Source organism: Herbiconiux flava, assembly GCF_013409865.1.
GTDB classification, from domain to species: Bacteria; Actinomycetota; Actinomycetes; order Actinomycetales; family Microbacteriaceae; genus Herbiconiux; species Herbiconiux flava.
Window position 1 is genome coordinate 1,433,629 of sequence record NZ_JACCBM010000001.1, and the last position, 24,480, is coordinate 1,458,108.

A 24,480-nucleotide genomic window follows, 5' to 3' on the forward strand; every position below is an offset into this window, starting at 1 on the left:
AGAGTCACTCGACCCGCGCGCCTCCCGAACGCCATCGGGTCTGCTTCGCCCGGTTGCCGCAGATCGCCATCGAGCACCACTGGCCGGTGCGCGAGCGCGAGTGGTCGTAGAACCCCCACCGGCAGGCGTCGTTGCGGCACGCCTTCAGTCGCGACCACGTGCCGTCGGCCAGAGCGCGTGCCGTGGCCGCGACGACGAGCGCGACCACGCCGTCGAGCCCGTCGCTCGTTCCCGCGTACTCGACGCCGTCGGCGCCGAACCGCAGCTGCACCCGGGAGCGCCGCGCCGCCGCGGTGAGGGCTGAGGCCGTCGAGGCGGGCAGGGGCTCCCGGTCGTGGTTCGCGAGCAGGCCGAGGCGGAGCTCCTCGCGGAGCGCCCGGGCGCGGGCGAGGGTCGCCGGCCCGGCCGGGGCGCCGTCCAGCCCCTGGGCGCCGGCCCACTCGCGCCAGGACGCGTCGTCGCGCAGTGCGTCGACCCCCGTCTCGAGGTCGACGCTGTTCACGAAGGCGCGAACCGACTCGAGCTCCCCCGGAGCCTGCGGGCCGGTCGTCGTCATGGCTCTATATAACCATCATTGCCCTCACGATGGTGCCGTAGTAACCTCCCAGAGCATGACGACGGTTAGCAGCGCGTGGCGGTCCAAGCCCTTCCGGCGGGTCTGGACGGCCGGCGCCGTCTCCGGCCTCGGCAGCGAGATCGGCGAACTGGCCGTGCCGGTGCTCGCGGTGGTGACGCTCGCGGCCTCCGCCGCCGAGCTGTCGCTGGTGCGGGCGGCCCTGCTCGTGCCGTACCTGCTGCTGACGCTCTGGCTCGGCGTGATCGTCGACCGCCGCGCCCGCCGTCCGCTGCTGGTCGCCGCCGACCTCGGGCGGGGGCTGCTGCTGGCGGTGGTGTGCGGTCTCGCCCTGACCGGGTGGCTGAGCATCCCGCTGCTCGTCGCCGCAGCCGCACTGCTCGGTTCGCTCGCCGTGCTGTCGACCCTCGCCGAGTTCTCGTTCGTGCCCCAGGTGGTCGAGGAGCACCAGCTGATCGACGCGAACGCCCGCATCACCGCGGCGCAGTCCGCGATCGGTGTGGCCGGGGCCGGGGCGGGCGGACTGCTGGTGCAGCTCGTGACCGCACCGTTCGCGCTGCTGCTGAACGCGGCGGGGTTCCTCGTCTCGGGTGTCCTCCTGCTGCGGCTCCGCGTGGTCGAGAGCGTGCCGGCCCGCCGGGCGGGCCCCCGGTCGGCCGTGCGGGAGGCGCGGGAGGGCATCGTCGTGCTGCTCCGCCACCGCGTGCTCCGGGCGCTGCTGTCCGAGGCCACCGTCTGGAATCTCGGCAACGAGATCTTCATGCTCGCGCTCGCGCTGCTGGTGCTCCGCAGCTACGGCTTCGGCCCGGCCGCGCTCGGCCTGGTGCTGATGGCGGGCGGCGTCGGCGCATTCGCCGGCAGTCTGTTCAGCGCACGCCTGACGGCACGGTTCGGCTACGGCCGCTCGCTCGTCGCGGCCATGCTGGTCGGCAACTCGGCCCCGGTGCTGGCGCTGCTCGCGGCGGGCTCCGCATCCGTCGCCTCGCTCGTGGTGCTGACGGCCGGCTTCGTGCTCTCGGGGCTCGGCATCGGGGTGGCCAACTCGCAGGCGGTGAGTCTGCGGCAGCTCGCGGTGGAGCCGACGCTGCGCGGGCGGGCGAACGCGGGCTACCGGCTCGTGTCGTGGGGCGCCCTGTCGATCGGGGCGCTGGCCGGGGGAGTGCTCGTCACGGCGCTCGGGCCCTGGGCGGCCGGGATGCTCGGTGCCGGGCTGATGGCGCTCGCGACGGTCCCCGTGGGGCTCTCACCCGTGCGACGGATGCGACGGATCGAGGAGGTGCAGGAGGTGCAGAACCTGCCGGCGGGGCGAGCGGTGCAGGATGCGGGACCGGAGCCCGCCTAGAATCCGAGGATGCAGCAGACCCACCCCGAACCCGGCATCTACCAGCACTTCAAGGGTGCCCGCTACGAGGTGGTCGGCGTCGGCCGGCACAGTGAGACCGAGGAGCAGCTGGTCTTCTACCGCAAGCTCTACGACGACTACTCCTTCTGGGTGCGGCCGCTCGCGATGTTCACCGAGCACGTCGACCGCGACGGCTACAGCGGCCCGCGGTTCGCCCGCATCGCCTAGGCGTTCGAAGCGGTGGAACGCACACGGGAGCAGGCTGGAGGCAGACCTGAGGAGGCCTTATGCCCATCACCGAGAGCGCCGTGCTCTTCGACGTCGACGGAACGCTCGTCGACTCCAACTACCAGCACGTCGGCGCCTGGGTGCGCGCGTTCGTGGAGGTGGGGCATCCTGTGCCGGCCTGGCGCATTCACCAGGCACTCGGCATGGACTCGAGCAAGCTGCTCGACGAGCTGCTGGGCGACGCGGTCGGCGAGCTCGGCGACCGCGCCAAAGAGCTGCACGCGCAGTACTACAAGGAGTCGGCCGACCAGCTCCACCCGCTCCCCGGCGCCCGCGAGCTGCTCCGCACCCTGCACGACGAGGGCAAGACGATCGTGCTCGCCACCTCCGCTCCCGCTGACGAGCTCGATATCCTGCGCGGGGTGCTCGACGCCGACGAGTGGGTCGACGCCACGACGAACGCCGACGACGTCGAGACGGCGAAGCCCGAGCCCGACATCCTGCAGGTCGCGCTCGAGCGTGCCGGGGTCGACGCCTCCGACGCGGTGATGGTGGGGGATGCCCGGTGGGACATGGTCGCGGCCGGGCGGTCGGGCATCCGGGGCATCGGGCTGCTCAGCGGCGGTGTCGATCGGCAGGCGCTGATCGACGCAGGCGCGACCGAGACCTACGACGACGCGGAGGCGCTGCGCGCCGCACTCTGAGCGGCCGCCCTAGTACCCGGCCGTGTACGTGACAAACGAGCCGCCCCCCGGCATCCCGTCGGCCCCGGCCCCGGCCTCGCCCGAATCCGAGCCCGACGGCGTCCCGAGCAGGCTCCGCGTCAGCCGCGATCGGTCGTCGAGCAACCCGTCCAGCGCCGCGGCCAGGTCGTCGTCGGTCACCTCCCGGCCCGCCTCGGCCGCGGTGAGCACGGCGCGCCGCACCAGCTCCTTCGCGAACGACCCGGTGGTGCCCTCGGCCCGATCGGCCGCGGCCTCGACGGCGGCCGAACCGAAGGGCAGACCATCGGCGTAGCGGGCGAACAGCCGCCGCCGCGACTCCAGGTCGGGCAGCGCGATCTCGACCGCGAGGTCGACGCGACCCGGCCGGTCGGCGAGAGCCCGCTCGAGCACGTCGACCCGGTTCGTGGTGAGCACGAAGGCCACGTCGGCGTCGCCGTCGAGGCCGTCCAGAGCATCGAGCACCTCGAACAGCAGCGGCTGCGGCCCGTGGTGCATCATGCGGTCGCTCGCCACGAGGTCGACGTCCTCCAGCACCACCAGGGCGGGCTGCATCGCCCGCGCCAGTTCGGCGGCCTCGGTGACGAAGCGGATGCCCGAACCGGTCAGCAGCACCGCCGTGGTGCCCGGAGTGCGGGCGAGCAGGTGCCGCACGGTCAGCGTCTTGCCGGTGCCGGGAGGCCCGTACAGCAGCACCCCGCGTTTGAGGTGCTGGTGCTGCGCCCGCAGCCGTTCGCGCTGCTCGCCCACCCCCACCACGTGCCGCACCACGCTGTCGAGCACGCCCGGTGCCAGCACGACGTCGTCGGCCGCGACCGTGGGGCGCGGCAGGAAGGTGGCCCCGGCCGCGCTCTGCCCGTACTCGTTGCCGGTGAAGGAGAGCACCTGCCCGCGCAGCACCGAGAGGGCGAGCATCCGCCGGCCGAACTCGGCGATGAACGCGTCGGCGGTCGCCGGGTCGGCCGTCAGCACCTCGAGGCTCGCGGCGGCGCGGCCGCGCTCGGGGTTGGCGGCGCGCTGCAGCGCCACCAGGGGCGTGCCCTGGAAGGTGAGCAGGTGCATCCCGAACGACATCACGCGCCGGGTGCTCGCGGGCCCGCTCGGCACCGAGACGTAGTCGATCGGGCCGGTGCGGTAGGGGAAGCGGTGCGGCGGCGCGACCAGCTCCGCCAGCGACGACTGCTCGCGCATCTGGCCGCCCGACACCCCCATGGGCTCCGAGCCGCTCTCAGCCGCGAGGTCGGCGAGGGCGACGTCGGCGTCGACCAGCCGGTGGGCCGCGATCGGGTGCGTGACGACCGGCAACGCCGCCACCTCGGCGCCGAGGAACTCCTGCAGCTGCACGCCGAGCGGCGACAGCGTCGTGCCGCCCTCCGGCTCCCGGTGCACGATCTCCTCGAGGAAGCGGCGGAACAGCTCGGCGAAATCCTGGGTCTGGCGGTCCATGGGTCCTTCCGGGGTGGTGCGGGAGGGCGTCGGGCCGCCGGGAGGTGTCCCCTCCACCGTAGAGGGAGGAAGGCTGACGGGTCACCCCGAGCTCTGGATTCGCCGGCGCCCGCGGGGGATACTGTCAGCGATCGACGACGATTGGCGGTGCGATGACGAGCCCCTGGCTGGCGCTCCCGGGTGAGACCGGCCGCCGCCGTCCGCGCCGGGTCGTCAGCGAGTCGTGGGAGCGGGCCCGCCGGCGCGCGCTCGACCCCGAGCATCTGCTGCCCGCCCTGGAGGTGGGCGAGGACGTGCTGGCGGAGTTCCGGCACGCGCATCCGCTCGACCCGGTGCTGCCGGTCATCCGGTCGCTGCTCGTGCGCGACGCCGAGGGCTCGGGCCTGCTCGTCGCGGTCGGCGACGAGATGGGCCGGCTGCTCTGGGTCGAGGGCGACAGCGCCGCCAAGCGCGCCGCCGAGGACATGCGCTTCGTCGAGGGCGCCGGCTGGGCCGAGACCCGGGTCGGCACCTCAGCACCCGGAACGGCGCTCGAACTCGACCACGGCATCCAGATCCACGAGTCCGAGCACTTCAACAAGCTCGTGCACGGGTGGAGCTGCACCGCCGTGCCCGTGCACGACCCCGAGACCCGGCGCATCCTCGGCGTGATCGATCTCACCGGCGACGCCCGCGCGGTCGACCCGCACACCCTCCCGCTGATCGAGGCCACCGCCGCGGCCGTCGAGGCCGAGCTGATGGTGCTGCGGCTGAAGGCCCAGCGCGACCGGGGTTCGGGGCCGGGCGAGCGGATGCGCGTGACCGGCTTCCCCGGGGCGCCCACCTCCCCGCGCCGCCCGGCCGCCGCTCCGGGCGCGGCACCCCGCCCCGCCGCACCCCGCCCCGCCGCCCTGCACGTGCTCGGCCGCGACACGGGCGAGCTCGTCGCCCCGGGCGCGGCGCTCGAGCTGAGCCCCCGGCACGCCGAGCTGCTCGCCTGGCATCGCGAGGGTCTCTCGGCGGCCCGGCTCGCGCAGCTCGCCCATGGTGACGAGGCGGCCGTCGTCACCGTGCGGGCCGAGATCGTGCGCTTGCGGAAGCTGCTGCACACGGCTCCGTCGCTCGGCGTCGCCGTCGAGTCACGGCCCTACCGCCTCAGCGGGCCGGTCGAGCTCGACGCGCAGCGCGTGCTCTCGCTGCTTGACCGAGGGGCTCACCGGGTGGCGCTCGCCGCGCATCCGGGGCCCCTTCTCCCGGGGTCGGATGCGCCGGGCATCGCGGCGATCAGGGAGACCGTGCGGCTCAGGATGCGCGAGGCCATGCTCGCGGACGCCGCCGTCGACGTGCTGCTCGCCTACGCCGCCACCGCCGAGGGGCAGCACGACGCCGAGATCTGGACGGCGGCCCTGCAGCGGCTGCCCGCGCGCTCGCCGAAGCGGGCCGGGATCGTCACGCACCTCGAGGCGCTTCTCGGCTCGTGAGCGGCCGCGCTCCCGGCGGCCATGCCCTTGCGACGCCGCCCTCGTCGGCCGCAACCGTCTGCAACCTCCCCCGGCGTACCGTGCGAGCATCCGACACCGTCGTCGAGAAGGAGCACTCATGACCATCATCGATCGCCCAGAAACCGAGACCGAGACCGCGCCCGCCACGAGCGGCCCGTCGGTCTACGCCAACCCCGGCTCGCCCGGCTCCGTGATGAGCTACAAGCCGCGCTACGACAACTACATCGGCGGGCGGTACGTGCCGCCGGCGAACGGCCAGTACTTCCAGAACCCGACCCCGATCACGGGCCAGACCTTCACCGAGGTGGCCCGCGGCACCGCCGCCGACGTCGACGCCGCGGTCGACGCGGGGTGGAAGGCGTTCGAGGCCTGGGGGAAGACGAGCGTGGCCGAGCGGGCGGTCATCCTGAACAAGATCGCCGACCGGATGGAGGCGAACCTCGAGCTGCTCGCGGTCGCCGAGACCTGGGAGAACGGCAAGCCGGTGCGTGAGACGCTGGCCGCCGACATCCCGCTCGCGATCGACCACTTCCGTTACTTCGCCGGCTGCATCCGGGCGCAGGAGGGCGGCATCTCGGAGATCGACCATGACACGATCGCCTATCACTTCCACGAGCCGCTGGGCGTGGTGGGGCAGATCATCCCGTGGAACTTCCCCATCCTGATGGCCGTGTGGAAGCTCGCGCCGGCGCTCGCCGCGGGCAACTGCGTGGTGCTGAAGCCGGCCGAGCAGACGCCGGCGTCGATCCACGTGCTGCTCGGGCTGATCGAGGACCTGCTGCCCGCGGGTGTGCTGAACATCGTCAACGGCTTCGGCATCGAGGCCGGGGCGCCGCTGGCGTCGCACCCGCGCATCCGCAAGATCGCCTTCACCGGCGAGACCACGACCGGCCGGCTGATCATGCAGTACGCGAGCGAGAACCTCATCCCGGTGACGCTCGAGCTCGGCGGAAAGAGCCCGAACGTGTTCTTCGCCGACGTCGCCGACCAGAAGGACTCGTTCTACGACAAGGCGCTCGAGGGATTCACCTTCTTCGCGCTGAACCAGGGCGAGGTGTGCACCTGCCCGTCGCGGGCGCTGGTGCAGCGCTCGATCTACGACGGCTTCGTGGCCGACGGGCTCGACCGCGTGGCGAAGGTGAAGCAGGGCAACCCGCTCGACCCCACCACGATGATCGGGGCGCAGGCGTCGAACGACCAGCTCGAGAAGATCCTCAGCTACATGGACATCGGAAAGCAGGAGGGCGCCACGCTCTTGACCGGCGGCGAGCGGGCCGACCTCGGCGGCGAGCTCTCGGGCGGCTTCTACGTGCAGCCGACGGTGTTCGAGGGGCGCAACGACATGCGCATCTTCCAGGAGGAGATCTTCGGACCGGTGCTCGCCCTGACGAGTTTCGAGGACTATGACGACGCCATCTCCATCGCCAACGACACCCTCTACGGGCTCGGCGCCGGCGTCTGGTCGCGGAGCGGCTCGCAGCTCTACCGGGCCGGCCGGGCCATCGAGGCGGGGCGGGTGTGGTCGAACACCTACCACCAGTACCCGGCGCACGCGGCGTTCGGCGGGTACAAGCAGTCGGGCATCGGGCGGGAGAACCACCGGATGATGCTCGACCACTACCAGCAGACGAAGAACCTGCTGGTGTCGTACGCCGACGGGCCGATGGGGTTCTTCTGATGCCGTCTGACTCGGTCGTGGCGGGCTCGGTCGTGGCGGGCTCGGCTCCGGCCGGGCCCGCCGGGCCGGCGGCGCCCGCGCCCATCTCGCGGGTCGACGTGACGGGTGCCGCAGCCGACATGCTGCGGCACCTCGCCGCCACCAACGGCCCGCTGATGTTCCACCAGTCGGGCGGCTGCTGCGACGGGTCGAGCCCGATGTGCTACCCGGTCGGCATGTTCCGCACGGGCGGTTCCGACATCCACATCGGCACCCTGGCCGTCGACGGCATCGACCCCGTCGAGGTCTACATGTCGCGCTCGCAGTTCGAGTACTGGAAGTATACGCACCTCACCATCGACCTCGTCGACGGCCGGGGCAGCGGCTTCTCGATCGAGGCGCCCGAGGGCAAGCGGTTCCTGATCCGGTCGCGGATGCTCGACGACGGCGAACTCGCAGCCCTCGGTCTCGTGACTCGCGACACGGTCTCGTGACTTGCGGCGCGGTGTTGTGACTCGCGGCGCATCCGCCCCGTGATCGGGGCATCCGCTCGTTAGATTGAGGACATGTCGACGCTCAGGCATCCCGTGGGTCCGCAGCCGAAGAAGGTCTACTGGCGGCGAAGGCTCCTCGTGCTGCTCATACTCGCCGCGATCATCGCGGTCGTGGTGCTGATCGTGGTGCGCCCGGGCTCGGGTGCGGCCGAGACCGGGGGCACACCCACTTCGTCGCCGGCGCCCACCACGGCGGGCCAGGCTCCGGATGCTGCCGCCACCCCCGGCTCGGTCGACACCGGTGCCGACGCCGGCGCCGCTGCGCCGGGTGACGTCGTGGCCTGTGCGGGCGGCAACATCCAGGTGACCCCGGTCACGGACGCCGACACCTACGACGCCTCGGCCAAGCCCCAGCTCTCCTTCACTATCACGAACACCGGTGCGGAGCCCTGCTCGATCAACGCAGGCACCTCGCAGCAGATCTACACGATCACGAGCGGCAGCGAGACCTACTGGGTCTCGACCGACTGCCAGACCGACCCCTCCGACACCCAGGCCGTCCTCCAGCCCGGCGTCGCGGTCTCGTCGACGCCCTTCACCTGGGACCGCACCCGCTCGTCCGCCGACACCTGCTCCTCGCCCGACCGCCCCCTCGTCCCGGGCGCCGGCGCCTCCTACCACCTCGACGTCTCGGTCGCGGGCATCGCCTCGTCCGACTCGAAGCAGTTCATCCTCAACTGACGGCTCGACGGCCGCGACGGCTCACCGGCCTCGGCGGGTGTCGCTCGTGGAAGCTCGGCAGCTCGGCAGCTCGCTCGCCCGGGCGCACCAGTCGCCCGGGAGTAGGGTCCCGTTCATGGGGGACGGTGAGACGGGCAGGGATGCGGGGGCGTGGCGCGGGTTCCTGCTGCTCGCCGGGTTGGTCGCGTTTCCCGCGATCGGCGCCACCATCGCTGCCACCCTCGAGGGCGGTCCGATCCGGTGGATCCTCGCTGCTCTCCTCACGGCCGCAACCATCGTCCTCGTCGTCATCACGGTGCGCCTGTACCGGCGGGACAAGGCGGACCTCGATGCTGTCGACGGCGCGGGTAGTGCCACGCAGACAGGTGGGTCGGGCCAGGCGCGGGACTGGCTCGATCGGATCGCGCCGGTCGGGCAGGGTTCCTATCGAGAAGCGGGTGGCGGGCTCATCCTGTTCGGGGTGGTCACCCTCGGTGGCGGGGTGTGGCTGCTGCTCGCGATGCCGTTCTGGCATCAGCTGCGGCATCTGCCGGCGGGCCCGCTCGGGATCCTGGCGGTGATCGCGGGGGTCTACTTCCTGCTGCTGGCCGTCAACGTCGTCCGGAGGACACCGAAGTGAGGGGGATCAGGGTCATGGCCCCACGCAGGTGGATCGCCGTGCTGCTCGCGGTGATCTGCGGGCTCGCGTCGCTGCTGTTCGTCGCGGCCGCCGCCGTCGCCGACCAGTGGTGGGTCATCACGATGGCCGTGGTATTCGGGGTCGGCGCGGTCGTCTTCGCGCGCCATGCCGCATCGTTCGGCCGCGTGCGGCGGCGTCGTAGGTGAGTCGCCGCGGCTCTAGCCGAAGACGTGGAGGAAGAAGTTGGCGATGAGGAGGGCCGCGCCGGTGAGTTGGAGGGCGATCATGAGCTTGCGCTTGTGCGTCCAGGGCTGACCCTTGGTCGGCGGGTTCCTCATGGTCCAGATACCCGTCGGGAGGAACAGGGCCAGACCCGCCCCCAGGAGGAGCCAGTTGAGCGGCTGCATCACTGATCGCGCGGCGGAGCGGCGTCCGGCGGCGGAGCGGCGTCCCGACGCGGGGCGGCGTCGGGGGTGGTGGCCTCCGCGACCGCCTGCTGGACGGCGGCCAGGAGCCAGGGGTGCGCCGACCAGGTCTTGTCGGGGTTCTGCTTGTAGAGCACGTCCTCGACGCCCTTCCGCACCGCCGTGCGGATGACGCCCGCCAGCACGATGAAGCCCACGACCACCACCACGATCGCGAGCACGAGACTCGACAACGGGTCCATCGGATTCCCCTCAGCTTGGCGGAGGACTCCCCGCCGGCGTCGTTTGGGGCTCGGCCGGCGGGGAGTCTGCACCGGCGGCCCTCGGGAGTGGGTGCTCCCTCGATGGGCCTCGGTCATCTCGACCGCCGGCGGTGCCGGGTCGGACCCGCCGACACTATCGGGGCGGGTGCCTTGGCGACAACCGTCGGACTACTGAGAGTCCGACTACTGTGTCGAGGTGGCGGGCGCGAGATGCGCCGCAAAGCCGGTGGCGGGGCCGTCCCCAAACCGCACCCCGCCACCTGCGCTCACCGTACCGCTCGGCCGGTGCAGGAGGAGATCGCGACGCTCCGGTGACGCCCGATGTCGCTCAGACGACGCTCCGAGTTCGCTCAGGGGATGGCGGCGGATGAGCGGCAGATGAGCAGCGCATGAGCGGCGGATGAGCGGCAGACGAGCAGCAGAGCGGCCCCGTTCACACCGTCCGGCTACGATGCCGGGGTGGAGGAAGCGCTGCAGATCGACGTCACCGGCGGCCGCGTCCGCGGTGCCGAACGGCGCGGGCTGCGCTGGTGGCGCGGCATCCCGTTCGCCGCGGCACCCGCGGGCGAGTGGCGCTTCCGGGCTCCGCAGCCCGTGCCGGAGTGGACGGGCATCCGCGACGCCCGCGATTTCGGCCCGGTGGCGATGCAATCGCGTGACGGCGCGTTCGTCGGGGCCGCCCGAACCACCCCCATGGCCGAGGACTGCCTCAGCATCAACGTGCTGCGCCCCGCCGACGACCGCGATGGCCTGCCCGTGATGATGTTCGTGCACGGGGGCGCCTACAGTGTCGGATCCTCCGCCGAGCATCCGCGCGACGGCGAGACGCTCGTGCGCGAGGGCGGCATCGTGTACGTCAGCTTCAACTACCGCCTCGGCGCGCTCGGCTACCTCGACTTCCGCCGCTACGCGACACCCGAGCGCCCGATCGAGGCGAACCTGGGGCTCCGCGACCAGGTGGCGGCGCTCGAGTGGGTGCGGGCGAACATCCGGAACTTCGGCGGCGACCCCGAGAACGTGACCCTGTTCGGCGAATCGGCCGGCGGCAACGCGGTGACGACGCTGATGGCGACCCCTGCCGCGCACGGCCTGTTCGCGCGCGCGATCGCCCAGAGCTCGCCGCCGAACGCCGTCTACCTGCCCGAGACCACCGCGATCTGGGCCGAGGAGTTCGTCGAGCTGCTCTTGGAGTCGATCGACACCGACGGGGTCGAGTCCGCGTCCGACGACCTCGCCGGGCAGGTGCTCGTCGACGCGACCGCCGATGAGCTGGTGGCCGCGGCCGTGGCCCTGACGCTGCGCACGCCCGACGCGCATCCGGGCACCATCGCCCTATCGCCGGTGATCGACGGCGACGTGCTGCCCGAGCGCCCGCTCGACGCCTTCAAGGAGGGGCGGGCCGCGCGGGTGCCGCTGATCATCGGTACGAACGACCGCGAGGGCTCGCTGTTCACGGGGCGGCTCGACATCCTCGCGACGACGCCGAAACGTATCCGGGCGATCTTCAAGCGCACCAAGAAGAGCGCGCGCAAGGCGATCAAGGCCGAGTACCCGGGGCTGCCGGCCAAGCGCCCCGCGGCCGACTTCGGGGGAGACTACGCCTTCTGGTATCCGACCGTGAAGGTCGCCGAGCGGCACTCCCGCTTCGCCCCCGTGCACTTCTACCGCTTCGACATCGCGCCCCGGCTCGTGCGCCTGGCCGGCTTCGATGCCACCCACGGCCTCGAGCTGTTCGCCGTGTTCGACCGGCTCGGCGGGTGGTTCGGGCGCACGATGACGGTGCTGGGCGGGCGCCGCGCGTTCCTTCGAGCAGGCAAGCGGATGCGCGGCCACTGGCTCCGCTTCGCCCACGACGGCTCGGTCGACCCCTCGGCCTGGCCCGCCTACGACGAGTCGCAACGGCTGACGCTGATCATCGACGCCGTCGATCGCGTCGAGGCCGACCCGCGGGCGCCGCGGCGCATCGCGTGGCAGGCGTTCGTGCCGCACGTCTGACGCGCCCGGCGAGTGCCCGTGCGCGGGCGGAGCGGCGACGGCGAAGCCGTGCGGCTGCGGGGCGGGCGTCGCGGTGGCGTTGCTACCATGGCCTCGCCCGGCGGGTGCCGGCCCAGCGGTGAAGCGAGGTCGGCGTGAGTCTGAGATCCCGGATGCTCGTGGTCGTCGTCGCGGCCCTCGTCGCCGCTCTGGCGTGGCTGATCTCGGGCGTCGTGACCATCGACCTGCTCGGCAAGGAGCGGCTGCTGCCGCTCTGGTGGGTCGCCGGCGGGGCGATCCCGGGAGTCGCGCTTGTGTTCCTCGTGCGGGCCGCGGTCGCCGATGACCGGCGACTGGCCACCGGATCGCTGCGCGCCCTGGCGTTCGGCGGTGCGGTCGCGATCGCGCTGGCGGCGCCGCTGAACGGGCTGCTCATCCCCGACGGATCGGGCATCTGGTGGGTGGGCCTGACCGAGGAGTCGAGCAAGCTCGCGGCCGCGCTGCTGTTCTCGATCGGGGTCGGCCGCACGGCCCGGTCGGGGCTCGTCCTCGGAGCCTCGGTCGGGGCGGGGTTCGCCGTCTGGGAGAACGCCGGCTACGTCTTCGGCGTCTACGCCGACGCGGGGTCGGCCGCCGCCTCGGTGACGCTGGCGGTGCAGCGCGACCTGGTGGGGCTGCCGCTGCACGTGCTCTTCGCGGCTTTCGTGGCGTGCGCGGTGTTCCGGGCGGTGCGGCGTCCGTCGGCGCCGCGGATCGCCGCCGCGGTCGCGGTGTTCGAGGTGGTCGCGGCGGCGCACTCGGCCTACGACTGGACGCAGCTCGTGCTGCCCGACCGCGCCGTGCTCGGCCTCGCGCTCACGGACTGGGTGGCGGGCCTCCTCGTGCTCGCCCTCGTGACGACCTGGGTCGTCGTGCTCCGCGGGCTGCGCCGCGCGCGGACGGTCGAGGTCGGTGCTGTCGCTGATGGCCGTCGGTAGTCTGCTGGTGACCACGCCGTCGTGATGGATCGGAGCGAGCATGCGAGAACTCACCTACTACGTCGCCGTCAGCCTCGACGGCTTCATCGCCGGGCCCGAGGGGCAGTTCGACGCCTTCCCGGTCGAGGGTGACCACATGGAGGCGATCACCGAGCGCTTCCCCGACACGGTGCCGACCGACATCGCCGCGGCGTCGGGCATCGATCAGTCGGGCGGGCGCTTCGACACGGTGCTGATGGGCTGGAACACCTACGCCGTCGGGCTGGCGTTCGGGGTCACGAGCCCGTACCGTCACCTCGAGCAGATCGTGTTCACCCGGGCGCACGTCGACGAGGCGCAGGGCGTGGACGGGCATCCGCTCATCACCGACGCCGACCCCGTCGACATCGTGCGCGAACTCAAGCAGCGCGAGGGCCGTGGCATCTGGCTCTGCGGCGGCGGGCGGCTCGCGACCGAGCTCGCGGGTGAGATCGACCGGCTGGTGCTGAAGCGCAACCCGGTGCTGCTCGGCGCGGGCATCCCGCTGTTCGAACCGGGCGCCTATGACCCGCGCCAGTTCGACGTGGAGGAGACGACCGCGTTCCGCTCGGGGGTCGTGCTCGGCGAGTACGTGCGCCGCGCGGCCGTCTGACCGCCCGCCGCCGTGAATCAGCCGATCAGCGGCCGCCGAAGGCGCGGGAGAGGGCGCGGGTGAGCTGGCGCGCCTCGTCGTCGATGATCGTGGTGAAGCCGAGGCGTTTGGCTTCGGCAGCGCGGGTGCGGCTGGAGGCCACCGGCCGCACCTCGCCCGCGAGCGAGATCTCGCCGAAGGCCGCGAGGTCGTGCGCCAGCGGGCGGTCGTTGGCGGCCGACGCGAGAGCCAGTGCGATGGCGAGGTCGGCGCCGGGCTCCGTGAGCTTCACCCCGCCCACCGTGGAGACGTAGACGTCCTTGTCGTTGAGAGCGATGTGCGCGCGCCGCTCGAGCACCGCCAGGATCATCGCCACGCGCGAGGAGTCGACCCCGTTCGTGACCCGGCGCGGGTTGGGTGACGGCGTCTTCACGATCAGGGCCTGCACCTCGACCGGCAGGGCCCGCCGGCCCTCGAGCGCGACGGTGACGCAGGTGCCGGACACCGCATCGGACCCCCGGGAGAGGAACAGCCCGCTCGGGTCGGGCACCTCGGCGATGCCGTCGGCGCTCATCTCGAAGCAGCCGACCTCGTCGGTGGGCCCGAAGCGGTTCTTCAGCGCCCGCACGAACCGCAGCGCGGTCTGCCGGTCGCCCTCGAACTGGCAGACGACGTCGACGAGGTGCTCGAGCACGCGGGGACCTGCGATCGAGCCGTCTTTCGTGACGTGGCCGACGAGCAGGAGCGGGATCGAGCGCTCCTTCGCCACCCGGATGAGCGACGACGCCACCTCCCGCACCTGGGTGGGGCTGCCCGCCGCGCTGTCGAGAGACGAGCTCGACACGGTCTGCACGGAGTCGACGACGACGAGGTGGGGCTGCACCGCGTCGATCTGGCCGAGCACGGTGGCGAGGTCGGTCTCGGCCGCGAGCATGAGCGTGGGGGAGAGGGAGTGCGTGCGCTCGGCGCGCAGCTTCACCTGTGAGACCGACTCCTCGGCCGAGACGTAGAGCACGCGCAGGTGCTCTTCGGCGGCCTTCGCGGCGACCTCGAGCAGGAGGGTCGACTTGCCGACGCCGGGCTCGCCCGAGAGCAGGATCGCCGCACCGGGCACCAGGCCACCGCCGAGCACCCGGTCGAACTCGCCGATGCCGGTGGCCCAGTGGGCGGCCACGTCGGAGGAGATCTCGGTGATCGGCCGGGCGATGCGGGCCGCGTCGAGCACCGTCGCGCGCACGGCGCGGCCGATGCCCTCGTTCTCGGCGGATGAGACGACCGTGCCCCAGGACTGGCACTCGCCGCAGCGGCCGACCCACTTCGGGGTCTGCCAGCCGCACTCGGTGCAGCGGTACGCGCTCGCGGACTTGGTGGCCATGCTCACACCCTAGAGGCGGCCACCGACACCGCCCCTAGTCCTCGTCGTCGACCCAGGCCCCGCGCCCCTGCGCCGCGAGCGTCGCCGCACGCTCCGCGAGCCGCCGCCGGACATCCGCCTGAGCCTCCTGCACGAACGCCGGATCGAGCGGCGCCGTCGCCGCGTGCGGTGAACCGTGCTTGGCCGCGATGTAGGCGTCGAGCTCGGGCCCCGACTCGTAGGACGTGATGAGGCAGTAGCGCGGCTCGGGCCCCTTCTGCCAGACCGCGTGCCAGAACCGCTGCGTGTCGACGATCAGCTGCGCCCCGGCCGGCAGTGCGATCCGCACCTCGGTCTCGGGGTCGAAGCGGTCCTCGCGCAGGATGAGGAACGAGTCCTTGTCGTCGGAGAGGTTGAAGAAGCCGCGCACGATCCACCCGGTGCCGTCGGGGTTCAGACGATTGTTGTCGTCCTGGTGCAGGTTGTAGAGCGCCGTGGCGTAGCTGTTGGGCTGAAGCTCGATCACGCGGCAGCGCCCGATGTTCGCCCCGGGCTCCTCGGCGCGCGCCTTGAGGATCGGCGCCTTGGCGACGTTGGCGGGCACCCACACCCCGTCCTTGTCGGTGCGCGGCGGCGTGTGGTTCCAGAACCCGTTGCACTCCATCTCGCCGGCCGCGCTGGCGAGCGGGGCGAACCGCGTGTCGCCCGACGACTTCCAGGCCACGTACTCGAGGTCGAGCCACTCCTTCGGGTCTTTCGACTGGTCGTAGGAGTCGAGAACGACGTAGCCGGTCTCCTCGAGTGCCGCGGATCGGATGTAGCTCATCGGGGAATGGGCCCTTTCGTTCAGGGAACTCGACCGCAGAGCGCCGCGCCGACGGCCGGCGGATCTACTTAGGCAAGGCTAACACGCGGTCCGTTCAGCATCCGGGCGTAAACTGGCGCCACTGGTGATGCAGGCAGGAGACCCCACCCCACGACCAGCACCGACACTCTCGACCTAGGAGGCGACTTTGAGCGATGACGTATCCGGAGCCCCCCACCTCGAAACCGTGCTGCGCCGTGCCAGCAAGCACCCCATCGCGCTCGACCGCGACGACCTCGTGCTCCGCAAAGGTCAGCTGACCCTCCTCAACGGCCATTCGACGCCGCGGGAGTCGATGATCGACGACCTGTTCTTCGTCGCCGACGCCCTCGATGCGGCGCACATCCCGTTCCTGCTCGTCCGCGGCAACGACGAGCGCCCGGTGCTCGCGGTGATGTGGGGCGACCGCAAGCGCGCCAAGGCGGCCCTGATCGAGCGGATGAGCAGCGAGCCCTTCTACTCCAAGGCCCCCGGCGCCCCGGCGGTGCTCGTCGCCGACGGCCGGCTCTCGCGCGACCCCAAGGCCCGCGTGCTCCGTCTCTACCGGCCCCGCATCGAGCCCATCGGCCGCCTGCGCTACGGGGCGTCATCCGCTGTGCAGCTGGAGTTCTGGAAGCGCGAGGGCGACGTCGTCGAGGCGCCGGTCGAGAACTCGCTGACCCGCCGCACCATCCCGATCGACGAGATGGTCGAGACGACGGTCGAGATCTACGGCCGCACCTGGACGACGATCGAGGGCATGTTCAACGAGCTCGCCAGCGACGTCGACTTCGACATCGACATGGTCTTCTCCTGGGTCGACGGCACGGCCATCGAGTTCCAGCGCGCCCGCGCCCGCCGCATGGCGAACTACGTGGTGGGCGAGGGCGACGACTCCGAGGCCCGCTACCGGCAGATCGACGAGCTGAAGTACGCCCTCCGCAGCGTTTACATGTTCGCGCCGTGGGTGCGCAACATCTACATCGCGACCGACTCGCCGAAGCCCGACTGGCTGGGCGACGACCCGCGCGTCACGATCATGCCGAGCGAGGCTTTCTTCAAAGACCTGTCGAACCTGCCGACCCACAACTCGCACGCGGTCGAGGCGCAGCTGCACCACATCCCGGGGATCAGCGAGCACTTCCTCTACTCCAACGACGACATGTTCTTCGGCCGTCCGGTCAGCCCCGACCTGTTCTTCTCGCCCGGTGGCATCACCAAGTTCGTCGAGGCCGACACCCGCATCGGGCTCGGCGCGAACGCCCTGCACCGCAGCGGCTTCGAGAACGCCGCCCGGGTAAATCGCGAGCTGCTGCAGCAGCGCTTCGGCCGCATCACCACGCGCCACCTCGAGCACTGCGCCGCGCCGCTGCGCAAGAGCGTGCTGTTCGAGATGGAGGAGGAGTTCTCCGACGCCTTCGCCCGCACCGCGGCGAGCCCGTTCCGCTCGGCCACCGACATCTCGGTGACCAACTCGTTCTACCACTACTACGCGCTGCTCACCGGCCGCGCGGTCGTGCAGACGGATGCGCGGGTGCGCTACATCGAGACGACCCTGTTCTCGGCGCTGAAGGAGATGGACACGCTGCTGAAGAAGCGGTCGATGGACATGTTCTGCCTGAACGACGGCTCGAACCCCGAGATCGACGTCGAGACGCGCACGAGCGCGGTCATCTCGTTCCTCGAGCGCTACTTCCCGTTCCCCGCCCCGTGGGAGAAGGCGGCGAGCGAGCCGGTCACGCTCCCGTCGGAAGAAGGATCGGCATCGTCATCGGCGGCTCTGGCGAGACCCGCGAGCTGACCGCGTCGGCGATCACGATGCCCTGGGCGTCGAGCCGGCGGCGCGTCTCCTCGGCCGTGATGTGGTCGAGCGTCGGGTAGCTGCCGACTGGCACCACCGAGTGCAGCACGGTGTGCTCGTAGACGTGCACCAGGTTGAAGGCCTGGGCGCCCGCGCGCCCCTTGGTGCCACCGGGCTCGACGTTGAGGTCCTGCGTGTAGCAGGTGGCCGAGGCGACCGAGACGGGGATGCCCGCGAAGGTCGCGTTGGTGGAGTAGTGCAGGTGGCCGGCGATGATCGAGCGCACGTCGGAGCCCTCGAGCACCTCGGCGAGCCCGCGCTGGTCGCGCAGCTCGACCGAGACCGCCAGGTCGAGCACGCTCGGCACGGGCGGGTGGTGCATGGCGAGGATGGTGCCGTGCGGCACCGGGAAGGCGAGTTCCTCGGCGAGCCAGTCGAGCTGGTCGTTCGAGACCTCGCCGTGGTGGTGGCCGGGAACCGTGGAGTCGAGCGTGATGATGCGGAGCCCGTTCACGTCGTAGACGCGGTCGACGCTGCGATCGGTCGGCACCTCGCCGAACAGGCCCTCGCGGAAGGACGCCCGGTCGTCGTGGTTGCCCATCACCCAGATGACCTCGGCCCCGAGCCGCGCGGCGGCCGGTTCGACGATCGCGCGGAGCCGGCTGTAGGCATCCGGCTCGCCCTTGTCGGCCAGGTCGCCGGTGAAGATGATGGCCTCGGGCCGCCCACCCGACGCCTCGAGCTCGTCGAAGACCTCGCGCAGGTGGCGCTCGCTGTCGACGACTCCGTAGAGCTTGTTCCCCCCTGCCAGCAGATGGGTGTCGCTCAGGTGCAGGAGGAAATGGTTCGGCCTCGGGTACTCGGCCGTTCTGTAGGTCACAGGGACTTCCATTCGGTGAGGTGCGGGCCTCCGGGGTGAGGTCCGTCCGTCGTGCAATCCGACTCAAGCACGCCAATCTGAACGCGAAGCGAACATCCGGCAGTGAGTCGGAGATCGATTCTCCCCACGCAGGTGGACGACCGCCAGCCCCCTCGGCGGGGGTCAGTCGCTGCTCTCCCGATCGTGGTGCTGCTTCAGGATGCGCTCATTGAGGTACGAGACGACGGTGGCGGTGGTCACCCCCACGATCACGACGCCCCCGAACATCAGGGTCACGGCGAGCACCCGCCCCGTCGCCGTGACCGGGTAGACGTCGCCGTAGCCGACCGTCGCGATGGTCACGCAGGCCCACCAGACCGCGTCGCCGAAGGTGGTGATCGTCGCCCCCGGGGCTGCGCGCTCGGCCTGCAGCACCGCGAGCGAGATCGAGTAGACGAACAGCGCCACGAACAGCGCGGCGTGCAGCGCCACCGTCGTGCGCACGGCGCTGCCGCTGCGCCGGTGGAAGAACGGCACGTCCTTCAGCTTGCGAAGCAGGATGAGCGGCCGCAGCACCGGCACCACCACGTAGAGCAGATCGGGCAGCGAGGTGCGAACGAAGGCGCCCTTCCGCCGGGCGAGGGCGAAGCGGATGGCGTAGTCGCCGAGGAACACGGCCCAGGTGCCCGCGATCACCAGGTTCAGCGCGGCCACCGCACCGCGGGGCAGCCCGGTCGCGAGCACCAGCACGGAGTACGCGACGAGGAACAGCAGCGACAGGCCGGCCAGGGGCGCGGACGTGGTCGTCTCCCAGCGGCGCCGCCGCGCATCCTCACCGCCCCTTGGCTGATCGTGCCGCCCCTGGTCGACCATGCCGCCCCCTCGTCGCCGTCTGGGCCCCAGGATGGCACGCGCCGGCCCCGATTGGCGAGACGCGGCGCGCTCGCGTACACTCGTCCCCGGTACCGTGTCCGAGCGGCCGAAGGTGCAACTCTCGAAAAGTTGTGTGGGGGAGACTCCACCGTGGGTTCAAATCCCACCGGTACCGCCACCGAAAGCCCCTGCTGAGCAGGGGCTTTCGTCATGTCCGGGGGTCGCGCTGCCCCGGGCCGGTGGCGGCAGCGGTTGCCGCGGCGGCGGCTCGGACTCTTTCGGTGTGGCGCCGGACGCGGTTGCGGTTGCCGCAGTCGGCGGCGACGCACCACCGGCGGTTGTGCCGGGGGGAGCCGTCGATGAAGACCCAGCCGCACTCCTCGTCGGCACACTGGCGGACGGCGTCCGAGGGGGTGCCGGTCAGGACGTCGACGGCGGCGAGGGCCAGGCGGCGGCGGGGGAGAGCGAGGTCGACGTCGAACTGCCAGCCGCTCGGAGGTTCGAGGCGGGCCGAGGCGATCGCCTCCGTGTACTGCGCGGCGACGGCGGCGGCGGCTTGCGCGTCGGGACCGCCGTCTGCCGGCAGTGCCGCGTGGTAGAGCTGCTCGCGGAGATCCCGCACTTTCCGGAACTCTCGATCGGCGCCCGCCGGGTCGGCGTCTGCCAGCGCGATCAGGGTCTGTCGGGCGGTCTCGTCGGCGAAGCCGAACTGCCCCGCCCAGGCCAGCACGTCGTCGTAGTCGTCGAGGTGGTCGATCCGTCGATCGTCACTCAGCCGCCAGCTGACCGTGTTGATCAGGTCGAGAGCGGGATGCCCGGCGATGGCCGAGTAGGGCCGCCGGCGTGAGGGAGGAGATTCGCCCATGCTCCATGCTAACGCGTCCTTGGCTTGTCGCCCGTTAGGGAGTTGTGCCAGTCTGAAATGTATGAATAGGCGATCACGCATTAGCGAGCCGTGGCGCTCCGATTTCCGGCGATTCTGGTCGGCGGAGGCGACGTCGCTCACGGGGGAGCAGATCCGTGAGTTCGCGGTGCCTCTCCTGGCCATCACGGTGCTCGGGGCATCCGCCGCTGATCTGGGCGTGATCGGCCTCGTGCAATGGCTGCCCTTTCTGCTGCTCGCGTTGCCGCTCGGCGTGATCGCCGACCGGAGCCGACGCCGACGCCTGATCATCCTCAGCCAGTGGTCGCGCGCGGTTCTGATGCTGACGGTCGTCGTCGCCGCGGTGCTCGGCGGGCTCACCCTCCCGCTGTTGATCGCCCTGGTGGCCGCGCTCGGAGGCTTCGCGGTGCTCTACGAGGTCTGCTACCAATCGGTGGTGCCGTCGCTGGTGCCGCAGCCGGCGCTCCAGGGTGCGAACGCGCGGTTGCAGGCCACCGCCTCGGCCGCCGAGATCGGCGGGCCGGGCATCGCCGGCGTGCTCGCTCAGGCGTTCGGCGCGCCGGCCGCCCTGGTGGCGACCACGATCGGGTACGTCGTGTCGGGGAGCGCGGTGGCGAGCATCCGCACCCCGGAGCCTTCGCCTGAGACCCTCTCGGACTCGGAGTCGCGCCGAGGACGACGGCCCGGTGCAGAATTCGTCGGCGAGCTGCGCGACGGCATCCGGCACGTCGTGCACGACCGCTACCTGCTCGCGAACGTCGGCTTCTCGGCGCTCTACAACCCGTTCGCGCAGTGGATCGTGGTGCTCTTCACGCTGCACTGCATCCGCGTGCTCGGGCTGGACGCGGGCCAGATCGGGCTCGTCTTCTCGCTGGGCGCGGCGGGGGCGCTCGCCGCGGCGGCGATGACGCCGACCCTGACGCGGCGGTTCCGGGCCGGGCGGGTGCTGCTGTGCTGCGCGGCCGTCGAGTGCGGTGTGCTCATGGTGATCCCGCTGGTCGACGCGAGCTGGGGCACTCCGGCGATCATCGCGGTTCTCGCCGGAGTCTGGGCGCTGAACGGGGCGGGCACCGGTGTCTCGAGCGTGCTGCTGGTGACCATCCGGCAGCTGCGCACCCCGTCGTGGCTGCTCGGGCGCGTTAACGCCTCGATGCGCACCGTGACCTACGGCTCCATCTCGATCGGGGCGCTGGCGGGCGGGCTCGCCGGGGAGTGGCTCGGCACACGCGCCGGGATCGCGTTGGGGGCGGGGCTATGTCTGGTGACGGTGGCGTGGGTGGCGCTGTCGCCGCTCGCCCGCATCCGAAGCGTCGACGAGCTGGCGGTGGTGTAGCCGTCGCCGCCAGAGCCAGAGCCAGAGCCAGAGCCGGAGCCAGAGCCGGAGCCGGAGCCGGAGCCAGAGCCGGAGCCGGAGCCAGAGCCGGAGCCGGCGCAGGCGACCGCTACTGACCCTTCCGCCGCCGCGGCGCCGCCGAGCGGGGCGGATTCGCCCGCAGCTGACCGGCGGCCCGGCCCAGGATGCGCGCCAGCTCCTCGACGTCCGCATCCGTCAGCGCTGAGAACAGCAGCTCCCGCAGCGCCGCGACGTGCCCCGGGAACACCGTGTCGAGCGCGTCCCGTCCGGCCTCGGTGACGGTCACGACGGTGCTCCGCTCGTCCTCGGGTGAGGGCCCGCGCGTGACGAGTCCGCGCTGCTCGAGCAGCTGCGCCTGGTAGGTCAGGCCGCTCCGGCTGTAGACGACGCCATCGGCCAGGTCGGTCATCCTGAGTCGCCCGTCGGGGGCGTCGCCGAGGCGGGCGAGCAGCTGGAACTGCACGTAGCTGAGGTCGCCGGCGTCACGCAGCTGCTTCTCGACGGAGTGGCGCAGCAGGCTGCTCACCTCGGTGAAGGCGAAGTACGCCTCGAGTTCGGTCGCGGTCAGCCCGCGTGATCGTTCGCCCATGGAGGACATTCTATGTGCTTCGACTTCGAAGCAGTGATACCGTCGGGCTATTGCTTCGAACTCGAAGCAGCCGAGGAGGGGATCAGATCATGAAGGCAGTGCGTTTCCACCAGGTCGGTGGCCCCGAGGAGCTCCGCACCGAGGAGATCGAGAAGCCCGAGCCGACGACCGGGCAGGTGCGGCTGCGCGTCGCGGCCTCGGCGTTCAACGCGGCCGATGCCGGCATGCGCGGCGGGTTCCTGCCGATCCCGGTCGTGCTGCCGCACGTGCCGGGCTACGACGTCTCGGGGGTCGTCGACGCGCTCGGCGACGGCGTCGAGGGTGTCGCCGTGGGTGACGCGGTGATCGCGTTCCTCCCCATGGAGCGAGACGGGGGAGCCGCCGACTACGTCATCGCCCCGGCGGAGGCGGTCGTGGCGGCGCCGATGAGCATCCCACTCACCGACGCCGCCGCCCTGCCCTCGGTCGCGCTGACCGCGTGGCAGGCCCTGTTCGACGACGGCCGGCTCGAGGCGGGTCAGCGACTGCTCATCGTGGGCGCCGGAGGAGTGGTGGGCACGTACGCCGTGCAGCTCGCGAAGCGCGCCGGGGTGCACGTCATCGCGACGGCGAGCCCCCGCAGCATCGACGCCGTGCGCGTGGCGGGAGCCGACGAGATCGTCGACCACACCTCCGTCGACCTCCTCGCTGCCGTCGACGGCCAGGTCGACGTGCTGCTGAACCTCGCCCCCATCGATCCCGAGCGCTTCGCCGGGCTCGTGGCGCTCGTGCGCGACGGTGGCGCTGTCGTCAGCACCACGGCGTTCATGGCGACCCCGGGTGACGCCGAGCGCGACGTGCGGGCGGCCACCGTCTTCGTGCTGCCGAACCGGCAGCGGCTCGCCGAGCTCGTCGCCCTCGTCGACTCGGGCGAGCTCACGGTCGAGGTCACGCGACGCATCCCGCTGGCCGAGCTGGCCGCGCTCCACACCGAGGCCGCGGCGGGCCGGGTCGCGGGCAAGGTGATCGTGCTCCCCGAGTGACGGGCGGGCATCCGCCGCTCGGTTCGGGGCGGGCGAGCGGATGCGCGCTGCGCCCCCGCGCGGCCACCGCCCCCTCGCGCGCCGACCCCGCGCAGGCGTCGCGCGGGCCTGGCGCCGTGGCGTCACTCGTGCTCGGGCAGCAGCGGCGCATCCAGCCCCGGATCGCGGTCGAGCTGCACCGCCCTCGACACCGACGCCGCACCGAACCGGTCGCGCACCGCGTCGAGCACGGTGTCCAGGCGCGCCTGGTCGTTCCAGTCGATGGGCAGCTCGGGCGGCAGGCTGTCGGCCCGGCCGAGCTGCGACAGGGAGATGCCGATCAGGGTGATGCCCCGCGCACCGATCTCGGGTCGGGCGGCTGCGAGCAGCTCGCGTGCGACCTCGAGCAGCACCGACGTGCGGTCGGTCGGGCGCACGGTGCGCGATCGGGTGGCCTTCGCGTAGTCGCCGAAGCGGAGGCGGAGCACCACCGTGCGGCAGACCCGGTCGCCGTCACGCAGGCGCCGGGCCAGGCGGTCGACGATCTGGGTGAGGAAGAGGTCGAGCTCTTCGTCGCTACGCGGCTTCGTGCCGAGGGCCCGCTGCGAGCCGATCGACGACCGACGCCGGGTGGTGTCGACGGGCCGCGGGTCGCGCAGCCGCGCCAACGCATGCAGATGGGCACCGGCTGCCCGACCCAGCAGGCGCTCGGCGGTGGCCTCCTCGAGCTCGGCCAGCTGCCCGACCGTGGTGATCCCAAGCCGGTGCAGCTTCTCGGCGGTGACCGCGCCGACGCCCCACAGCCGTTCGACGGGCAGTGGCATGAGGAACTCCCGCTCCCGAGCGGGCTCCACCACGAGCAGCCCGTCGGGCTTGCACACCGCGCTCGCCACCTTCGCGAGGAACTTCGTGCGCGCCACCCCCACCGAGATCGCCAGCCCGGCCTCGACGCGCACCCGCTCGCGCAGCCGCACGGCCACCTGCTCGGGCGAGCCGGCCAGTCGCCGCAGCCCGCCCACTTCGAGGAACGCCTCGTCGATCGACAGGCCCTCCACGAGCGGCGTCGTGTCGCGGAAGATCGCGAACACCGCCTTGCTCGCCGCCGAGTACGCCTCCATGCGCGGATGCACGAACACCGCGTCGGGGCACAGCTCACGCGCCTGGCGGCCGCCCATCGCGGTGCGAACCCCGCGCGCCTTGGCCTCGTAGCTCGCCGCGAGCACGACCCCGCCGCCCACGATCACCGGACGCCCCCGCAGCTCGGGCGCATCCCGCTGCTCGACCGAGGCGTAGAACGCGTCGAGGTCGGCATGCAGCACACTCGCCTCGCCCCGCATCCCGCCTCCCGTCGAGCTCGCTCCCTGCGGAG

The 24,480-nt window shown here is 72.0% G+C and carries 26 protein-coding genes and 1 tRNA gene; 16 read left to right on the plus strand and 11 right to left on the minus strand.

Translation table 11 applies throughout. The features are described 5' to 3' along the window. Positions 1 to 4: 4 nt before the first annotated feature. The gene (locus tag BJ984_RS06875) at positions 5 to 556 is read right to left on the minus strand and encodes a CGNR zinc finger domain-containing protein (RefSeq protein WP_179547395.1); all 552 of its coding nucleotides are present in this window, start codon (positions 554 to 556) and stop codon (positions 5 to 7) included. Between the two features lie 55 nt (positions 557 to 611). Between BJ984_RS06875 and BJ984_RS06880 the strand changes: the two genes are divergently transcribed. Genes BJ984_RS06880 through BJ984_RS06890 form a run of 3 tightly spaced genes read left to right on the plus strand, consistent with a single transcriptional unit; the run spans position 612 to position 2,848 of the window. Further along, positions 612 to 1,916, plus strand: coding sequence for an MFS transporter (locus BJ984_RS06880; RefSeq protein ID WP_179547396.1), 1,305 nt, complete (start codon positions 612 to 614; stop codon positions 1,914 to 1,916). A gap of 9 nt (positions 1,917 to 1,925) precedes the next feature. After that, positions 1,926 to 2,144 carry a DUF1653 domain-containing protein gene (locus BJ984_RS06885; protein WP_179547397.1) on the plus strand — a complete coding sequence of 73 codons (219 nt, stop codon included), beginning with the start codon at positions 1,926 to 1,928 and terminating at the stop codon, positions 2,142 to 2,144. 59 nt (positions 2,145 to 2,203) lie between these two features. Beyond that, positions 2,204 to 2,848, plus strand: coding sequence for an HAD family hydrolase (locus BJ984_RS06890; protein WP_179547398.1), 645 nt, complete (start codon positions 2,204 to 2,206; stop codon positions 2,846 to 2,848). Between the two features lie 9 nt (positions 2,849 to 2,857). On the opposite strand, the gene BJ984_RS06895 is transcribed toward BJ984_RS06890, so the two are convergent. Continuing rightward, on the minus strand, positions 2,858 to 4,312 hold the full coding sequence (locus BJ984_RS06895) for an AAA family ATPase (protein ID WP_179547399.1): 1,455 nt from the start codon (positions 4,310 to 4,312) through the stop codon (positions 2,858 to 2,860). A gap of 152 nt (positions 4,313 to 4,464) precedes the next feature. Between BJ984_RS06895 and BJ984_RS06900 the strand changes: the two genes are divergently transcribed. From BJ984_RS06900 to BJ984_RS06925, 6 genes are all read left to right on the plus strand, one after another. Continuing rightward, complete coding sequence (locus BJ984_RS06900; protein WP_179547400.1) at positions 4,465 to 5,772, plus strand: GAF domain-containing protein; 1,308 nt, start codon at positions 4,465 to 4,467, stop codon at positions 5,770 to 5,772. A gap of 118 nt (positions 5,773 to 5,890) precedes the next feature. After that, positions 5,891 to 7,471: an acetaldehyde dehydrogenase ExaC gene (gene exaC, locus BJ984_RS06905; RefSeq protein ID WP_271206436.1), complete on the plus strand. Its 1,581-nt coding sequence runs from the start codon at positions 5,891 to 5,893 to the stop codon at positions 7,469 to 7,471. A 119-nt stretch (positions 7,472 to 7,590) separates the two neighbouring features. After that, the gene (locus BJ984_RS06910) at positions 7,591 to 7,944 is read left to right on the plus strand and encodes a DUF779 domain-containing protein (protein ID WP_246306632.1); all 354 of its coding nucleotides are present in this window, start codon (positions 7,591 to 7,593) and stop codon (positions 7,942 to 7,944) included. A gap of 72 nt (positions 7,945 to 8,016) precedes the next feature. Continuing rightward, on the plus strand, positions 8,017 to 8,685 hold the full coding sequence (locus BJ984_RS06915; protein ID WP_179547402.1) for a hypothetical protein: 669 nt from the start codon (positions 8,017 to 8,019) through the stop codon (positions 8,683 to 8,685). 115 nt (positions 8,686 to 8,800) lie between these two features. Continuing rightward, positions 8,801 to 9,304 (plus strand): hypothetical protein, encoded by a 504-nt coding sequence (locus BJ984_RS06920; RefSeq protein ID WP_179547403.1) that lies wholly within the window; start codon positions 8,801 to 8,803, stop codon positions 9,302 to 9,304. 14 nt (positions 9,305 to 9,318) lie between these two features. Continuing rightward, complete coding sequence (locus tag BJ984_RS06925; protein WP_179547404.1) at positions 9,319 to 9,510, plus strand: hypothetical protein; 192 nt, start codon at positions 9,319 to 9,321, stop codon at positions 9,508 to 9,510. A gap of 12 nt (positions 9,511 to 9,522) precedes the next feature. Here the strand turns inward: BJ984_RS06925 and BJ984_RS06930 are convergent, their stop codons facing one another. Next, positions 9,523 to 9,711, minus strand: coding sequence for a hypothetical protein (locus tag BJ984_RS06930; RefSeq protein WP_179547405.1), 189 nt, complete (start codon positions 9,709 to 9,711; stop codon positions 9,523 to 9,525). Beyond that, complete coding sequence (locus tag BJ984_RS06935) at positions 9,711 to 9,971, minus strand: hypothetical protein (RefSeq protein WP_179547406.1); 261 nt, start codon at positions 9,969 to 9,971, stop codon at positions 9,711 to 9,713. The genes BJ984_RS06930 and BJ984_RS06935 overlap by 1 nt, the downstream gene beginning before the upstream one ends. Positions 9,972 to 10,451: 480 nt before the next feature. Between BJ984_RS06935 and BJ984_RS06940 the strand changes: the two genes are divergently transcribed. The 3 genes from BJ984_RS06940 (at position 10,452) to BJ984_RS06950 (ending at position 13,574) form a co-directional block, all read left to right on the plus strand. After that, positions 10,452 to 11,987 carry a carboxylesterase/lipase family protein gene (locus tag BJ984_RS06940; protein ID WP_179547407.1) on the plus strand — a complete coding sequence of 512 codons (1,536 nt, stop codon included), beginning with the start codon at positions 10,452 to 10,454 and terminating at the stop codon, positions 11,985 to 11,987. 134 nt (positions 11,988 to 12,121) lie between these two features. Then, positions 12,122 to 12,943 carry a PrsW family glutamic-type intramembrane protease gene (locus tag BJ984_RS06945; protein WP_179547408.1) on the plus strand — a complete coding sequence of 274 codons (822 nt, stop codon included), beginning with the start codon at positions 12,122 to 12,124 and terminating at the stop codon, positions 12,941 to 12,943. A 40-nt stretch (positions 12,944 to 12,983) separates the two neighbouring features. Beyond that, entirely contained in the window at positions 12,984 to 13,574 is a 591-nt protein-coding gene (locus tag BJ984_RS06950; RefSeq protein WP_179547409.1) for a dihydrofolate reductase family protein, read from the plus strand. A gap of 25 nt (positions 13,575 to 13,599) precedes the next feature. On the opposite strand, the gene radA is transcribed toward BJ984_RS06950, so the two are convergent. Both radA and BJ984_RS06960 read right to left on the minus strand, forming a co-directional pair. Next, on the minus strand, positions 13,600 to 14,928 hold the full coding sequence (gene radA, locus BJ984_RS06955; protein WP_179547410.1) for a DNA repair protein RadA: 1,329 nt from the start codon (positions 14,926 to 14,928) through the stop codon (positions 13,600 to 13,602). A gap of 34 nt (positions 14,929 to 14,962) precedes the next feature. Then, positions 14,963 to 15,733 (minus strand): hypothetical protein, encoded by a 771-nt coding sequence (locus BJ984_RS06960; protein WP_179547411.1) that lies wholly within the window; start codon positions 15,731 to 15,733, stop codon positions 14,963 to 14,965. A gap of 226 nt (positions 15,734 to 15,959) precedes the next feature. Between BJ984_RS06960 and BJ984_RS06965 the strand changes: the two genes are divergently transcribed. Beyond that, positions 15,960 to 17,552, plus strand: a complete 1,593-nt coding sequence (locus BJ984_RS06965; protein ID WP_271206500.1) for a stealth family protein — start codon at positions 15,960 to 15,962, stop codon at positions 17,550 to 17,552. On the opposite strand, the gene BJ984_RS06970 is transcribed toward BJ984_RS06965, so the two are convergent. Next, positions 17,488 to 18,432 carry a phosphodiesterase gene (locus tag BJ984_RS06970; RefSeq protein WP_271206437.1) on the minus strand — a complete coding sequence of 315 codons (945 nt, stop codon included), beginning with the start codon at positions 18,430 to 18,432 and terminating at the stop codon, positions 17,488 to 17,490. The genes BJ984_RS06965 and BJ984_RS06970 overlap by 65 nt on opposite strands. Before the next feature lie 162 nt (positions 18,433 to 18,594). Then, the gene (locus BJ984_RS06975; RefSeq protein ID WP_179547413.1) at positions 18,595 to 19,284 is read right to left on the minus strand and encodes a potassium channel family protein; all 690 of its coding nucleotides are present in this window, start codon (positions 19,282 to 19,284) and stop codon (positions 18,595 to 18,597) included. A gap of 88 nt (positions 19,285 to 19,372) precedes the next feature. On the opposite strand from BJ984_RS06975, the gene BJ984_RS06980 reads away from it, so the two are divergent. Beyond that, positions 19,373 to 19,462 (plus strand) — tRNA-Ser (locus BJ984_RS06980). A gap of 30 nt (positions 19,463 to 19,492) precedes the next feature. Here the strand turns inward: BJ984_RS06980 and BJ984_RS06985 are convergent. Continuing rightward, positions 19,493 to 20,149 carry a CGNR zinc finger domain-containing protein gene (locus BJ984_RS06985; RefSeq protein ID WP_179547414.1) on the minus strand — a complete coding sequence of 219 codons (657 nt, stop codon included), beginning with the start codon at positions 20,147 to 20,149 and terminating at the stop codon, positions 19,493 to 19,495. A gap of 61 nt (positions 20,150 to 20,210) precedes the next feature. Between BJ984_RS06985 and BJ984_RS06990 the strand changes: the two genes are divergently transcribed. After that, complete coding sequence (locus BJ984_RS06990; protein ID WP_179547415.1) at positions 20,211 to 21,500, plus strand: MFS transporter; 1,290 nt, start codon at positions 20,211 to 20,213, stop codon at positions 21,498 to 21,500. A gap of 109 nt (positions 21,501 to 21,609) precedes the next feature. Here the strand turns inward: BJ984_RS06990 and BJ984_RS06995 are convergent, their stop codons facing one another. After that, entirely contained in the window at positions 21,610 to 22,110 is a 501-nt protein-coding gene (locus BJ984_RS06995) for a MarR family winged helix-turn-helix transcriptional regulator (RefSeq protein WP_179547416.1), read from the minus strand. A gap of 89 nt (positions 22,111 to 22,199) precedes the next feature. On the opposite strand from BJ984_RS06995, the gene BJ984_RS07000 reads away from it, so the two are divergent. Further along, positions 22,200 to 23,132: an NADP-dependent oxidoreductase gene (locus BJ984_RS07000; protein WP_179547417.1), complete on the plus strand. Its 933-nt coding sequence runs from the start codon at positions 22,200 to 22,202 to the stop codon at positions 23,130 to 23,132. A gap of 122 nt (positions 23,133 to 23,254) precedes the next feature. Here the strand turns inward: BJ984_RS07000 and dinB are convergent, their stop codons facing one another. Continuing rightward, on the minus strand, positions 23,255 to 24,448 hold the full coding sequence (gene dinB / locus BJ984_RS07005; protein ID WP_179547418.1) for a DNA polymerase IV: 1,194 nt from the start codon (positions 24,446 to 24,448) through the stop codon (positions 23,255 to 23,257). Positions 24,449 to 24,480: the final 32 nt, after the last annotated feature.